At 64.0% G+C, this 16,445-nt stretch carries 4 protein-coding genes; all 4 read left to right on the top strand.

Annotated elements, in window-relative coordinates:
* Positions 1 to 633 (top strand): GspE/PulE family protein (locus tag C8K58_RS31065; protein WP_166655337.1); only part of this gene is annotated, 633 nt, incomplete at its 5' end.
* Positions 633 to 1,844, top strand: coding sequence for a type II secretion system inner membrane protein GspF (gene gspF, locus C8K58_RS31060; RefSeq protein WP_027607539.1), 1,212 nt, complete (start codon positions 633 to 635; stop codon positions 1,842 to 1,844). The genes C8K58_RS31065 and gspF, both read left to right, overlap by 1 nt.
* 490 nt (positions 1,845 to 2,334) lie before the next feature.
* Positions 2,335 to 3,519, top strand: a complete 1,185-nt coding sequence (locus C8K58_RS31055; RefSeq protein WP_027607538.1) for a substrate-binding domain-containing protein — start codon at positions 2,335 to 2,337, stop codon at positions 3,517 to 3,519.
* A gap of 205 nt (positions 3,520 to 3,724) precedes the next feature.
* A complete protein-coding gene (locus C8K58_RS31050) occupies positions 3,725 to 15,973 on the top strand; it encodes a filamentous hemagglutinin family protein (RefSeq protein WP_108574853.1) in 12,249 nt (4,082 codons plus the stop codon).
* The last annotated feature ends 472 nt before the right edge of the window (positions 15,974 to 16,445 follow it).

Below are 16,445 nucleotides of genomic sequence, written 5' to 3'. Positions count from 1 at the left end.
CTGGATGCGAGTACCAGCAATATCCTCACCGTGGAAGACCCGGTGGAATACGACCTGCCGGGCATCAGCCAGATCCAGGTCAATGCCAAGATCGACATGACCTTCGGCCTGGCCCTGCGGGCGATCCTGCGCCAGGACCCGGACATCATCATGATCGGTGAAATCCGCGATTTGGAGACCGCGCAAATCGCGGTGCAGGCCTCGCTCACGGGGCATTTGGTACTCGCTACGTTGCACACCAACGATGCGGTGTCGGCGGTCAACCGCCTGATCGATATGGGCGTCGAACCGTTCCTGCTGGCCTCGTCACTGCTGGGCGTGCTGGCGCAACGCCTGGTCCGCCGCCTGTGCCCGCATTGCAAGCAGGAAGACCCGGCCGCGCCCGGCACCTGGCGCCCGGTGGGCTGCGCGCAGTGCAACCAGATCGGCTACAGCGGGCGTACCGGTATCCATGAATTGTTTTGCGTCGACGACGAGGTGCGCAGCCTGATCCACCAGGGCGCCGGCGAGCAGGATCTGCGCGTGGCGGCGCGCCGCGCGGGGATGTTCAGCATGCGTGAAGACGGCGAGCGCTGGGTACGCAGCGGCGCCACCGCGCCGGAAGAGATCCTGCGCGTGACACGGGACGCCTGATGAATCGCTATCGCTATGAAGCCGCCGATGCCAGCGGCAAAGTCGAGGCCGGGCACCTGGAGGCCGACAGCCAGAGCGGGGCGTTTGCCGTGCTGCGCAGCCGTGGCCTGACCGCGTTGCTGGTGCAGGTCGAAGGCGGCCAGCAAAGCGCCGCCGGCAGCAGCCTGTTCAGCGCCAAGCTGTCGGACAACGACCTGGCCTGGGCCACGCGGCAACTGGCGAGCCTGCTCGGCGCCAGCCTGCCCCTGGAGGCGGCATTAAGCGCCACGGTGGAACAGGCGGAGAAAAAACACATCGCCCAGACCCTGGCCGCCGTGCGTGCCGACGTGCGCGGCGGCATGCGTCTGGCGGATGCGCTGGCGGCGCGGCCACGGGACTTTCCGTCGATCTACCGCGCACTGATCGCGGCGGGGGAGGAGTCCGGCGACCTCGCCCAGGTGATGGAACGCCTGGCCGACTACATCGAGGAGCGCAACAACCTGCGCGGCAAGATCCTCACCGCGTTTATCTACCCCGGTGTGGTCGGGCTGGTGTCCATCGGTATCGTGATTTTCCTGCTCAGCTACGTGGTGCCCCAGGTGGTCAGCGCGTTTTCCCAGGCGCGCCAGGACCTGCCCGGGCTGACATTGGCGATGCTCAACGCCAGCGACTTTATCCGCGCGTGGGGCTGGCTGTGTTTCGGCGGGATTGTCGGTGGGTTTTGGGGCTGGCGCCTGTACCTGCGCAACCCGGTGGCGCGCTTGAACTGGCACAGCCGCGTGCTGCGCCTGCCGCTGATCGGGCGTTTTGTGCTGGGCCTGAACACCGCGCGCTTTGCCTCGACCCTGGCGATCCTCGGCGGTGCCGGCGTGCCGCTGTTACGTGCGCTGGAAGCGGCGCGGCAAACCCTGTCCAACGAGCGCCTGAGCCAGTGCGTCAACGATGCCACGGCCAAGGTGCGCGAAGGCGTCAACCTGGCCCCGGCACTGGCGGTGGAAAAGGTCTTCCCGCCGGTGCTGATCCACCTGATTGCCAGCGGCGAAAAAACCGGCTCGCTGCCACCGATGCTGGAGCGGGCGGCGCAGACCTTGTCGCGGGATATTGAACGGCGGGCCATGGGCATGACCGCGTTGCTGGAGCCGCTGATGATTGTGGTGATGGGCGCGGTGGTGCTGGTGATCGTGATGGCGGTGCTGTTGCCGATCATCGAGATCAACCAACTCGTTACCTGAATGCATGCGGTTAAAAAATGTGGGAGGGGCGGTGCGACAATTCGACTTGCTCCCGATAGCGGTGGGTCAGTCACCTCAGTTGTTGCTGACATACCGCAATCGGGGGCAAGCCCCCTCCCACATTGAACCCTGTCTGTTCAGTTGATGTTGGGGTGGGCCGATATCGCCAGACCCCAACCTCGGGTTCCTCATTCCGTCACATCCAGGCCCCGCGTCACAGCCCGCGCCGCCTTGGCGAAACCCACGCTGAAACCTCGCTGTCACCTGCCGCCAAACCGCTCAAAACCATGACCAAAACACCCGAGAATCTTTTTAAAATCAAGCCCTTCCTCCCGAGGTTTTTTCCTTTTGCTGTCATCGGAAGCTGCGAAATTTCCTACCCATGGCCTCACCCCTCGCCACCCCCGAGACACGGCCTGGGACCGAAGCCATGGCGTCATGCAAGAGCCATCTACCCCCAACGTACAAACACGACGAAAGGAGATTCTTCATGTTTAAGCGCAACGTTCTCGCGGTATCCATGACCCTCGCCGCACTGTGCTCGGCACAGGCTGCAATGGCTGACATCAACGGTGGCGGTGCCACCCTGCCACAAGCGCTGTACCAGACCTCCGGCGTGCTGACGGCCGGTTTCGCCCAGTACATCGGTGTCGGCAGCGGCAACGGCAAGGCAGCCTTCCTGAACAACGACTACACCAAGTTCCAGGCGGGCGTGACGAACAAGAACGTGCACTGGGCCGGCAGCGACTCCAAGCTGAGCGCCACTGAGTTGTCGACCTACGCCTCTGCCAAGCAACCGACCTGGGGCAAGTTGATCCAGGTGCCATCGGTGGGGACTTCGGTTGCCATTCCTTTCAATAAAAGCGGTTCCGCCGCTGTAGACCTGAGCGTTCAAGAGTTGTGCGGCGTGTTCTCGGGCCGTATCAATACCTGGGACGGGATTTCCGGTTCTGGCCGTACCGGTCCGATCGTTGTGGTTTATCGCAGCGAAAGCAGTGGTACCACTGAGCTGTTCACCCGTTTCCTGAATGCCAAGTGCAACGCAGAAACAGGCAACTTCGCCGTCACCACCACCTTCGGCACCAGCTTCTCCGGCGGCTTGCCTGCCGGCGCCGTTGCTGCTACTGGCAGCCAAGGCGTAATGACTGCCCTGGCCGCCGGCGATGGCCGCATCACCTACATGAGCCCGGACTTCGCCGCCCCGACATTGGCCGGCCTGGACGACGCCACCAAAGTGGCTCGCGTGGGCAAAAACGTCGCCACCAACACCCAGGGCGTTTCGCCTGCCGCCGCCAACGTGTCTGCCGCCATCGGCGCAGTACCGGTACCGGCTGCCGCTGATCGTTCCAACCCGGACGCCTGGGTTCCAGTCTTCGGTCCGGACAACACCGCCGGTGTACAGCCTTACCCAACCTCGGGCTACCCGATCCTGGGCTTTACCAACCTGATCTTCAGCCAGTGCTACGCCGACGCGACCCAGACCAGCCAAGTGCGTGATTTCTTCACCAAGCACTACGGCGCCTCCAACAACAACGATGCAGCCATCACCGCCAACGCTTTCGTTCCGCTGCCAACCGCCTGGAAAGCCACCGTTCGCGCCAGCTTCCTGACCGCGAGCAACGCCCTGAGCATCGGCAACACCAACGTCTGCAACGGTATCGGTCGTCCGCTGTAACCCTCGCTTTCAACGATCTGCACGACCTGATCAGCAACGGCCTGTGCCGTTGCTGATTTTTGCGTTTGTGCGGTTTTTCGAGCCGTTAACAGCCCTCTATGAACTTTGCGTGACAGAAGTTCAGTCCCGTCCCTCGCCAACCGCCTAACCCTCATACGTGAGCCTGTCTTGCTCCCTGCGTGATAACAAAGAAGGAAGATCCCCGATGGTCCGCTGCAAATCGCCGGTTAACCTGAAAGCCCAAGAAACTGTGCTGCGCCTCAAGCCCCTGGCCCAGGCCATCGCCTTGTTGATGGTGGCGGGCAATGCCCATGCGGCCACGGCGTTCAGTTCCAGCTGGTTTGCCGATAAAGGTGCGACCCAGGCGGCGACGGCGGCGCGGATCAGTGCCGGGCAGGTGCAGGGGATTCCTTCGCTGAACCAGCAGGCGCGGGTCAACCAGCAGTTGGCGCGTTCCATCAGCACTTTGAACACCAGTGTGGCGGCGATTGCCGCGCAGCAGGCGGCGCAGGCCGCCGGGCGCCAGGCTGCGTTCGGCCAGGTCTCGACCATTCCCGATGGCCTGGGCAAGGGTGGCCTGCAGGTGGATAACAGCCTGACCCAGGGTTGGACCAACGCCAAGGGCCCGGTGCAGACCCAGGCCGGCGGCAAGACCACGGTGACCATCGAACAGACCGCCGACAAGGCCATCCTCAATTGGGAAACCTTCAACGTCGGGCGCAACACCAGCGTCGACTTCCAGCAGCAGTCGAGCTGGGCCGTGCTCAACCGCGTCAACGACCCGAATGCGCGCCCGAGCGAAATCCAGGGCCAGATCAACGGCGCCGGTACGGTGATGATCGTGAACCGCAACGGCGTGGTGTTCAGTGGCACCAGCCAGGTCAACGTGCGCAATCTGGTGGCGGCGGCGGCGAACATCACCGATGAGCAGTTCACCCAGCGCGGTATCTACGTGGACGCCACCGGCACCCAGCCGACCTTCACTGACGCGGCCGGCAAGGTCGAGGTGCAGCGCGGCGCATTGATCCAGACCCACAACCCCGCCACCTCCACCGACGCCGGCGGCTATGCCTTGCTGCTGGGCTCGGAAATGGAAAACGCCGGTACCCTCACTACCGCCAAGGGCCAGACCACCCTGGCCGCCGGCGACAGCTTTTACATCCGCAAGGGTGTCGGCACCACCGGCAATGACCGCTCCACCACCCGTGGCAATGAAGTGGCCACCAGCCTCAAGGCCGGCAGCAGCGCAGGCAAGGTCAGCAACACGGGCCTGATCATGGCGTCCACCGGTGACATCACCCTGACCGGGCACCAGGTGCAGCAAAATGGCGTGGCCTTGGCCAGCACGTCAGTGGACGCCCGTGGCACCATCCATTTGCTAAATTCCGCTACCGACACCACCGGCAGCGTGACCCTGGGGGAGGGCAGCACCACCGCGATCCTGCTCGACAGCAGCGGCAGCACCGCGCTCAACGGCCAGAAGGACAACGGCCTGATCAAGCTCGACGGCACGCCCGCCAACCTGATCACCGGCCAGTTCAACAACCTCAGCGCCGTGGCCGACCGCACCGACCAATCACGCATCGAGATCGTCAGCGGCGGCACGGTGGACTTCCAGAAAGGCTCGATCACCCTGGCTACCGGTGGGCAGGTCGCGGTCAGTGCCACCGGGCGCAGCCTGGTACGCGACGGGGCGATGATCGATGTCTCCGGGGCGGTCGGTGTCAAGGTGTCGATGGAATCCAACAACATCAAGATCAACGTACAGGGCAACGAGCAGCGCGACGCACCGGTCAACCGTGACGATGGGCAGTTGATCAATAACGATGTGTGGGTCGACCTGCGCGAGCTGGTGTTTGTGCCCGCAGGCACCAACGGCTATGCGACGGATCGCTGGTACACCGCTGGCGGCTTGCTGGAAGTGGGCGGCTACCTGGGCACTCAAGGCCACTCGGTGGGCGAGTGGATGGCCCAGGGCGGTACCGTGACGTTTACCGGCAAGGACGTGGTGACCCAGAAGGACGCGCAGATCAACCTGTCGGGCGGCACCGTGGATGTGCAGGCTGGCTACATTCAGCAGACCTGGCTCAAGGGCCCGGATGGGCGCTTGTATGAGCTGTCCAACGCGCCGGGGGACATTCTCTATTCCGGGTTCTACAAGGGGTATGAAGACACCAGCAAGCGCTGGGGCCAGACCGATTACTACTACAACCCGATGATCGCCAAGCAGCGTCGTTATGAGAGCGGTTACACGGTGGGCCGCGATTCCGGCAAGCTGGTGATCGGTACCACCAGCGCGGTGCTCGAGGGCCAGGTGATCAGTGACGTGTTCCAGGGCGATCGCCAGACCCAGGCGCCGAACATCAACCTCGACGGTTACCAGCAGTCGCAGAAGGCCATGGCCCAGCGCGCGCAATTGATCATTGGCGGCTACACGCCTATCTACAACAAGACCACCGGCACCCTGCGCTATGCCTTGGGCGCAAACGCGGACGAGGTATTGATCGAGGGCGGTACGCAAAAAATCGCCGATGGCCTGGACCTCACCACCGCGCTGCCCGCGGACCGCCAGGGCAAGATGGTACTCGACAGCGACCAGCTCAATGGCTATCAGTTGGGCGCGATCAAGGTCGCGGCCAAGCAGCAGGTCACCGTCAACGGAGCGCTCAAGGTGGCCGATGGTGGCGATATCACCCTGTTCGGGCCAAGGGTCGACATCAACGCCAACCTCACGGCCCACGGCGGCAGCCTCAACGCGGGCAATATCCTCAGCCAGGTCGACCCGCTTAAAGGCGGTGCGGTAGGCGACAGCATCCTCAACGGCAGCGGCACGCTGAACGTGGCCAGCGGGGTCACGCTGGATGCCACCGGGCGCTGGAACAATCTGCTGCTGGATCCGGCCAACAGCAGCGGCTTGGCCTATGTGAACGGCGGCAAGGTGTCGCTGCGCAGCACTGGCGGTGTGAACCTGGCGGCCGGCAGCGTGGTGGACACCTCCTCCGGTGGCACCCTCGGCTTGGATGGCAAGCTCAACGGTGGCAAGGGCGGCGACGTGACCTTGGCGTCTCTCGGTACCCTGGGTTTGGACGGCGAGATTCGCGGTTATGGCGTGAGCGGTGGCGGCACCCTGGCGTTGCAGGCGCGCAAAGTACAGATCGGCGACAGCGCCACGGCGCCCGATGTTGGCACCGTGCAACTGGCGGGGGATTTTTTCAACAAGGGCTTCTCGGCCTATGACATCACCGGCAATGAAGGGCTGCTGGTCACGGACGGTACCCAGGTCGACGTCACGACGCCGGTCTACCGTATTGGCGAGCGGACCTCGGCCGCTCCCACGGGCAGCGACCCGGCCACCGCCCTTGAACGCTGGACGCCGGCGCTGTACCAGGAAGACGCCGCCAAAGGCGTACTGACCCAGCGCCGTGGCGCCAGCCTGACCTTGACCGCCGGCAATCTAAATTCCACGGCGGCTGAACTGGCCACCACGGCCTTGAGCGTGGGGCAGGGCGCGGTGATCACTGTCGACCCAGGCCAGGCCATCAACCTGCGCAGCGTCGGCCAGTTGACCATGAACGGCCGCCTCAACGCCTGGGGCGGCAGTGTCAGCCTGGGCGGCCTGACGGCGACGGGCTCGGAAGCGGCCAACGCCGCCGGCCATAGCCGTTCGATCTGGGTGGGTGAAAACGCGCTGATCGACGTGGCGTCGCGTGCGGTCACGGCGGTGAGCAACCGTGGCAATGTCTACGGCCAGGTGCGCAATGGTGGCACCATCAGCATCGGCGGCGACATCAACCTGGCCACCGGCATTGCCAAGGCCAGTGACCTGTTTGTGGTGGTGCGCGACGGCGCGCGCCTGGACGCGTCCGGTGCCCAGGCGATGCTGGATGTTCCCGGCCAGGGCCGCGTGCCGGTGGCCAGCAATGGCGGCAGCATCAGCTTTGCGTCGAACAACGGCCTGTACCTGGACGGCAGCTTCGTTGCCCGCGCGGGTGGCGCAGGTGCTGCGGGCGGTAGCCTGGCCCTGGCCCTGGAAAGCCCGTATTACCTCAAGGCCGGCGTCAACGACAGTGTGCTCAAGGTGCGTGAACTGGTGCTCAGCCAGACCCATCAAGCCAGTCCGACTTCCAGCCTCGAGTACGGCCATGGCCGCCTCGGCGTGGACCAGATCAGCGCCGGCGGGTTTGACAACCTGGCGCTGCTCAGCAACGGCTTGCTGAGTTTCGACGGTGACGTGTCGTTGAACATGGGCCAGAGCCTGCGCCTGTACGGTGGCAGCTATAACCTCAGTGAAAACGCGGCGGCCAGTTCGCGGGTCAACCTGTCGGCGCCATACCTGCTGTTGGCCGGCATCCTCGCGCCGGCAGAATCCGGCAAGGAAGCCTATACCCGCGCGGTGCCGGTGTTGCCCAATCCCTCCGCGCTGGTCACCACGGCGCAGTTCAACGCCAACGCCAACCTGATCGACGTGCGTGGCAATGTGGTGTTCGGCAACAAGAGCTATCTGTTGCGGCCCGACAACAGCCAGGCCAGCCTTGAGCGGCGGGGGTTTGATGATGTGCAACTGACCAGCCTGGGCGACTTGCGCTTCCTCGCGGGGGCGGGGGCAGATGTGATTGCCCAGGGCATCAGCACGCAATTAGTGACCAGTGGTGACATGACCCTGCGTGCGGCGCAGTTGTACCCGGCGACTGAAGTCGGCGCCCGGGTACTGGCGGGCTATCTGAATAATGCTGCCAGCAATGACACAGGCTTCAATTACGATCCGACACGCACCCTGACCATCGCACGCACCGCCAATAGCAATGCCGCCATGCCTTACTCGGCCTTTGGTCGTCTGCAATTGGGCGGGCCCACCATCAGGCAGGGCGGCGTGGTGCGTGCGCCACTGGGGCTGATCGAGATTGGCAACCTGGGCTCTACCCACGTGCAACTGCTGCCGGGCAGCCTCACGTCGGTGAGTGGCAAGGGCCTGGTATTGCCTTACGGCGGTACCGTGGATGGCCAGATCTACAAGTACAACGGCAAGACAGTGACGTTTATCGGCCAGGGTGGCGGCAACAGTGCGGGCAGCCTGAACGTTGGGGTGATTCTCGGTGGCCAGCAGTTGACGGTGCTGCCGCAGGCGACGGTAGATCTGTCCGGCGGTGGCGAACTGCTCGGCGCCGGGTTTATTTCCGGGCGCGGGGGCTCTACCGATGCACGTTACAACCCACTGGTTCAGTTCGGTGCGAACGGCGGGTTTGTACTGCCGGGTCTGAGCACCAACCCGATCTATGCGATTGTGCCGGGCGTGCAACCGGGCTATGCACCGGTGGCGCCGGAAGGTGGCGCGGTCGATCCGATGATCGGCCAGCAGATCACGATCGGCGCCGGCGTGCCGGGCCTGGCGGCCGGCACCTATACCCTGATGCCGTCCACCTATGCGTTGATGCCTGGGGCTTTCCGGCTCGAGATCAACGGCCTGGCCGGGTTGGGCACCGACGGTGCGACCCAGGCGTTGCGTAATGGCTCATGGGCCACGGCAGGGCGCTTGTCCATCGCCAATACCGGTATCAACAACAGTACGGCCAGCCAGGTAATTCTCACGTCGGCCGATATGTTGCGTCGTTACTCCCAATACAACGAAACCGGCTACGCACAGTTCGCCGTGGCCGACGCCACCAGGCTTGGTGTACCTCGGGCACTGCTGCCGGTGGATGCCAAGACCCTGCAACTGGCCCTGCGGCCAGGCGCAGGTGCGGATGCCTTTTCGTTCCAGGGGATCGGCCGCTTCGAGGCCGCTGACGGCGGTTACGGCGGTACCGTATCGCTGATCAACGAAGAAAAGGGCAGCTTGGGAAGGGGCATCGAAATTGTCGCGGCAGGCAACGCGGCTACCGCCAATTTCAAAGGCATTACGGTGGAGGCGGACAGCCTGAATGCAATGGGCGCGGCTCGCCTGCTGATCGGTGGAATGACCTATGTCACGTACGGCCAGGGTGGCAACTACATCAACCTCCCCAGCAGCATCATCAGTTCCATCATCCTGCGCGACGGCGCGAAACTGGCGGCACCGGAGGTATTACTGGTGACCTCCACCGGAAAAATTACGCTCGAACAAGGCGCCTCGATCAACACGATAGGCCAGGGCAAGGCCAGCTACGACGCACGTGACGGTTTTATCTACAACCTGAGCAATGTGCTGGCGGTGTCCAACGGTTTGCTCAACGTAATCGCCGCGCCGTCATTGGGCGAAGTCATCAGTGGGGGCATCCAGTTAGGCGTGTGCAACAGCGCGCCCTGCAGCGGCCAGACAGCCCTGTATTCCGAAGGCAGCATCGTTACCTTGACCGACAGCTCCCTGCAGATGGGCGATGAGGTGCGCTATGGCACCCGCCACCTGAACCTGGGCGTGTCCAGCATCAACGTCGGCAGCCCCGAAGCCCTGGCCGCTGCAGCCGCCAACAATCGCCTGCCGGTGGGTATGACCCTCAACCAGCAAGTGCTGGAACGCCTGCTGCGCGGCGACACCCAATTCGGCGCCCCGGCCCTGGAAACCCTGCAGCTGTCGGCGCGTGACAGCTTTAACTTCTACGGCACCACCACCCTGGACACTTATGACGCCGTGACCGGCAAGTCGTTGCTGAGCAACCTGATGCTGTCCGCGCCGGCGATCTACGGCTCTGGCGGCTTGAACGACGTGGCGACTATCCACACCGCCAACCTGATCTGGCAAGGTGCCGTCGCGCCGCCTGTGGCGGCGGTGACTGGCGGTGCCGGCAGCGGCAGCGGGCGCCTGGACATCAATGCCGAGCGTATCGAATTCGGCTATGGGGATTTTGCCCAGCCGAGCACGACCAATACCTTCGACCGCCTCGCCCTGGGCTTTGCCAACGTCAACCTCAATGCCAGTGAACGCATCACCGCCAACCACAAGGGCAGCCTCTCGGTGTACCAGAGCCAGGGCGCGTTTGATGCGATCAAGGGCTTTGCCTACAGCGGCGGCAACCTGAATATCCTCACGCCGCTGATGACCGGTGAGGCCGGTTCGGTCAACCGTATTACCGCCGGTGGCGCGATTGATGTCAGCGCCTCGGCTGGCGCAGTAGGCAAGGTGGACGGCATCGGCGGCGAATGGTCATTGCAAGGCGATAGCCTTCGCCTGGCCACTGCCGTGGTACTGCCCAGCGGCAAGGTCACCTTGGGCGCGCGGGGCGACGTGGTGTTGACCGATGCCGCTTCGATTGATGTGTCCGGCCGGGCCATTGCCTTCAATGACTTGACGAAATACAGCGCAGGCGGCGAGGTTTTGCTGGAGAGCCGTGCCGGCAATGTGCAGCAGGCCGCCGCTTCGACCATCAACCTGTCGGCGCAGCACAACCAGGCGGGCAAGTTGCGCGCGGTGGCGGTGGACGGCGCTGCGGGGATCGTCGACCTGGCAGGCAAGATCATCGCCGGCAGCAGCGGTGACTACGATGCCGGTGGTACGCGGGTGCCATACCTCGCGGGTGCGGTGGAGATCCAGGCCCAGCGCCTGGGCGGCAGCGGTACGCTCAGCGACCAGTTCGCAGCGCTCAACCAACGCCTCAACCAAGGCCAGGTCTACGGTGCACGCAGCTTCCAGCTCAAGCAGGGCGACCTGACCATCGGCAATGACGTCAAGGCCAACAGCGTCAACGTCTCGATCGACAATGGCAGCCTGCGCGTGACCGGCCTGGTGGATGCCAGCGGCGAGCGCGTGGGCAGCATAAACCTGGCCGCCAAGCAGGGCCTGAGCCTGGACGGCACGGCGGTGCTCGATGCCCATGGCAGCCAACTTCGGGTGGACAGCTACGGCAAGATCATCGATTCGCCTAACCGCGCCATCGTGGTCCTCGGCTCTGGCCAGGGCCAGTTGACCCTGGCCGAGGGGGCGCGCATCGACCTGCGTCACGGTACTGCTGCCGCGACCGGCAATGACGGCCGCAACCGTGGCACGCTGGAACTCAACGCGCCGCGCGTGGGCGGCAATGACATCGCCATTGATGCCAGTGGGCAGTTGACTATCCAGGGCGCGCGTTCGATTGCGCTCAATGGCATGAGAACCTACGACGATGCCCCGACCAACACCGATGAAACGCCCAATGGGCGCCCGTACCAAGTGATTGATCAGGACTACCTCACGAAAGTCGTCGATCCAGCAAATACGAATTTCATCAACGCCGCGCGTGTTAACAGCAACTTGCTGCGCAAGCTCGCCGGCTTGAACAACGCCACGTACGGCGATGTGTTCCACCTGCGCCCCGGCGTAGAGATCATCAGCAAAACCCCGGATGGCGACCTGGTGGTGCAGGGCGACCTGGACCTCTCCGGCTATCGCTATGCCAGCCTCAAATCAACGGCCAAGACCGAGTCCGGCAGCCTGACCCTGCGCGCCGGTGGCGACCTGAATATCTATGGCAGCATCAACGACGGCTTTGCCGCGCCACCGGCCACCGACGATGACAATGGCTGGGTGCTGCGCGCCGGTATCGACTACACCGGCGGCACCGTGGTGGTACCGGGCAGCGGTGTGACCCTGGAGGTGGGCACCGTGTTCCCCGCGGGCGCTGCGCTTAATTTCGATGTACTGACCAACCCCCTGTTTCTGCCGCCGGGCACCCGATTGCCCGTCGCGGCTACGCTCAAACAACCGTTGGTACTCCCGGCGGGTACTGTGTTGGCGGCGGCTGTTCGGGATGCCTCGGGCAATGTGCTGTTCGCGGCGGGCACGTTGCTGACTCAGAGCCAGACCCTCGCCATCGGCAGTGTCCTGGATGCCGGCAGCCTGTTGAGCACGTCAGCCAGTGTCGACGGCTTGATCTGGCCCAAGGGCGTGCCATTGGCCACCAAGGTGACGTTGACCGCCAGCCAAGTGCTGCCCCGGGGCGCCCTGTTGCCGTCGGGAACAGACGTGAAGCTGCCGGGCGGCGTGGAGTCGGTGACGTTGCGTGACGCCGGCCACCCAGGCAAGAACTGGGCCATTGCACCCATGCTGGAGGAGGGTGCGCAGTCGTGGTCGATTCGCCTGGTTGCGGGGGCCGACACCGAGGCAGCCGACAGTCGCCTGCTGCAACCGCATCCGGTAAGCGGCAATCTGCGCTTGGCGGACAGTCACTATGGGACGTTCGGGAAAGGCGCCCAGGTCTGGACCGAGGAGGGCTCCATGGGGTGGTTCGGTGATGACAGCATGGTAGGCCAACCGGTTGATTTCGACGCAATACAATACCCAGGCGTATGTGACGACTTCCCGGAATACTGCGTTATCAGTGGTGAGGCCTACACGCTGCTGGTGGGCGGCAGTGCTCGCTTCAGCGTAATCCGCACCGGCGCCGCAGACCTTGACCTGCTGGCCGCCGGCAACCTGAGCATGGAGTCGCTGTTCGGCGTATACACGGCAGGCAGCTCGTCCACCGGCACTTCGACCAACGATCCGTATAACCTCAAGCGAGCCCTGGGCAGCAATGGCAAGGTATTGGCTAACGCCGGGGGCAACGAAAAGCTGGTCAACGCAGACACCGGCAGCCTGTACCGTGCCTGGTACCCGGATACGGGCGGCAACTTGCTGCTTAAAGTGGGCGGCAACCTGACGGGCAATATCACCAGCCCGGCGCAGAATGGCGTTGGTCGTCCGGTACCCAGCGACCAGGGTCAGGATTCAGCCAACGTCGGCAACTGGCTGTGGCGTCAGGGCAATGGGCTCAGTGGGAGCCAGGCGCAAGCTACCGCCTGGTGGATCAATTTTGGTTCCTACGTCGCCAGCGACCGTTCGGACCAGATGGTCGGGTTCACCGGGTTTGGCACCCTGGGAGGCGGCAACCTGAATGTTGATGTGGGTGGCGATGCAGGACTCATCAGCCCTGTCTCGTCAACAGCTCTGAACGTCAGTCGCCGCAGCCAAGGCCTGGTACTGGCAGTCGGCAGCACCGGTCGGGTCGGGGCCGATGGCAGTGTGCAACTGACGGGGGGCGGTGATCTGAACCTGCGGGTCGGCGGAGCGGTGAACCCCGCCAGCCAGACCTTCGCAGACCACCTCAATGGTGCGCTGGTGAACCTGCGTGGGCACGTGCAATTGACCGGTGGCGCCCTGGGCAGCCTGACGCTGCGTTATGGCAACCGGTTCACAGACCAGAGCCCCAGCGAAGTGCGCGCCTACGATCCTTTACGTTCCACTTCGGCCATGGCCTCGGGTGGTTTGAGCCTGTTGCCGGGCGATGCCACTTTCAGCCTGTCCACCCGTGGCGACCTGGTGTTGCAGGACGTCGCCGACCCTGGGCGCGCGCCGCAGATGAACGCCTTGACCTTCGTCAATAAGGGGGTCAACGGGATCGGACAAAGCTGGTTCAGCTTGTGGACCGACCGCACAGCAGTGGACCTGTTCTCTGCCGGGGGCAACCTCACGCCGCTGACCCAGACCCTGGAAACCGATATGGCGGCGGTCTATCCCGCGACATTGCGTGCGGTTGCCGCTAACGGCAGTCTCTATTACGGCAGCGCCTCGACCAGTAATCCTGGCGACGTGCAGCCGCTCAGGGCGTTGGTACTCGCACCTTCGTCCAATGGGCAACTGGAATTGCTGGCCGGCGATTCGATCTCCGGCGGCGATCTGACGATCAGCCGCTCCAGTGCGGCACCCAACAGCCTGGCGACTATTCTGCGTCCGGCCTTCGCCGGTTTCCTGACGGATCAAAAAACGGCAATAGTGGGCAGTGGCAATCTTTCCAGCGATGGAAACCTTGCCACCTTGACGGTTTCCCCGCTGTTTGCCTTTGGCCCCAACACCGCCAGCATGGCCTGGGGTGACGCCCTGGAACCTGCGCGTTTCTATGCGCTGAGCGGGGACCTGCTGGGCGTCAATAGTGGGCGCGCCCTCACGATCACGGGGGTGGGTGACGCTCGGTTCGGGCAAACCTTTTACGAAGGCGCAGGCCCGGTATGGATGCAAGCCGGACGCGATATTGTTGGCAGCGGCACGCGCTTGAGCGGTGCCAGCGCAGGTGTCATCGTTACGGGGCAATACACCTTTACCGGCAACCTGTTCGTGCACAACAGCCCCACCGATATCTCCATCGCCAGCGCCGGCCGCGACATCCTCTACAGCAGCTTTAACGTTGCCGGCCCCGGTACCCTGGAACTGACGGCGGGGCGCAACATCCAGATGGAAGACAAAGTCGCTGTGAACAGCCTGGGTGCTGTGGCGGCGGGCGACAGCCGCCCTGGCGCAAGCATCGTCATGCAAGCCGGCATGGGCCCCAATGGCCCGGATTACCGCCGCTTCGTCGAGGCCTACCTGAATCCCGCCAACCTGGCTCAACCGGGTGAATCCCTGCAAGGCGCCAAGGTGGCCAAGACTTACGAAAACGAGCTGGTTACCTGGCTCACCGAACGCTTCGGCTTTGCCGGCGACAGCGAACAGGCCCGGACCTACTACGCCACACTGCCCGCCGAACAACAACGGATCTTCGCCCGCGACGTGTACTTTGCCGAACTCAAGGCCGCCGGCCGTGAGTACAACCAGGACGGCAGTGTGCGCCAGGGCAGCTATGTGCGTGGTCGTGCCGCGATTGCCCGGTTGTTCCCCGAGACCGACGTGGCCGGCAACCCGATCACCTACAAGGGCGATATCACGATGTTCGGCGGTGCCGGCGTGCACACCAACTTCGGTGGCTCGATCCAGATGCTCACGCCGGGCGGCCGCCAGACGTTCGGCATCGAAGGTTTCGCACCGCCGTCCACGGCTGGGGTGATCACCCAGGGCGCGGGAGATATCCAGCTGTACTCCCTGGGCAGTATCCTGCTTGGCCAGAGCCGCATCATGACCACCTTCGGCGGCTCGATCATGGCCTGGACCAGCGAGGGCGACATCAACGCCGGGCGCGGCTCCAAGACCACCGTGGTGTACACGCCGCCCAAGCGTGTCTATGACAACTGGGGCAACGTGAGCCTGTCGCCATCGGTGCCGAGCACCGGTGCGGGGATCGCCACGCTGAACCCGATCCCGGAAGTGCCGGCGGGGGATATCGACCTGATCGCGCCGCTGGGCACCATCGATGCGGGCGAGGCGGGCATTCGGGTGTCGGGTAACGTCAACATCGCCGCCCTGCGGGTGGTGAACGCGGCGAACATCCAGACCCAGGGCAAGTCGTCCGGGGTGCCGGTGTCGGCCACCGTCAACACCGGCGCCATGAGCTCGGCCAGCGCAGCAGGAGCGGCGGCGTCCCAGGCCGCAGAAGACGCGGCGCGCAGCCAGCAGGCGGCGGCCAGGCAGGGCCGGCCGTCGATCATGACCGTGGAGGTGCTGAGCCTGGGCACCGAGCCGTTGCCGCGTGAACCGGAACCTCGGAAAACCTCGGGCTACAACCCCGACAGCCCGGTGCAGGTGCTGGGCGCGGGGCCGCTGAGTGATCAGGCGCGGGCGCGGTTGACGGATGAGGAGCGTAAGCAGATCAGTTTGTAGAACTTCAGAAGGACCTCTCGATGTACCGTTCGGGGCGATCAGTGATCGCCCCATTTTTTTGCGCAAGCAGAAGGGTGGCGAGCTTCTTATTAGCCGACCGGTATGGTGGGGGAGACTCGGTTAAAACTGTGGGTGCGACGATTCGACTTGCTCCCGATGGCGGCCTTTGGGTCGACCATTTGTTGGAGTTGGAATGAGTACATATCCGTTGCTGCGGTAACGGCTGCCTATGGTTCCGCTCTTACAGCGGGTCACTTTTGGCAAACGCCCCAAAAGTAACCAAAAGGTCTTGCCCCACCACTTGGTGCCTCGCCTAGGCTCGGCATGCCCTCACTCCGGCTTGAATCCGTGGGCCGCCGTCATGGGCCATCCCTGGCCCAGGACGGCTAACCCGGCGTCCTGCCGGGTTACCCACGGATTCAAGCCTGCGTTCGGCCAGCGTGTTTGACGGGGCGCCTAGGATCAAGATCAA

Source organism: Pseudomonas sp. GV047, from assembly GCF_003058245.1.
GTDB lineage: Bacteria > Pseudomonadota > Gammaproteobacteria > Pseudomonadales > Pseudomonadaceae > Aquipseudomonas > Aquipseudomonas marginalis.
This window is presented reverse-complemented; position numbering and strand designations above follow the sequence as displayed.

Excerpts from the sequence above, each read along its gene's own strand:
- gspF (WP_027607539.1), top strand. The coding sequence starts at position 633 with ATGAATCGCTATCGCTATGAAGCCGCCGATGCCAGCGGCAAAGTCGAG.
- C8K58_RS31055 (WP_027607538.1), top strand. The coding sequence starts at position 2,335 with ATGTTTAAGCGCAACGTTCTCGCGGTATCCATGACCCTCGCCGCACTG.
- C8K58_RS31050 (WP_108574853.1), top strand. The coding sequence starts at position 3,725 with ATGGTCCGCTGCAAATCGCCGGTTAACCTGAAAGCCCAAGAAACTGTG.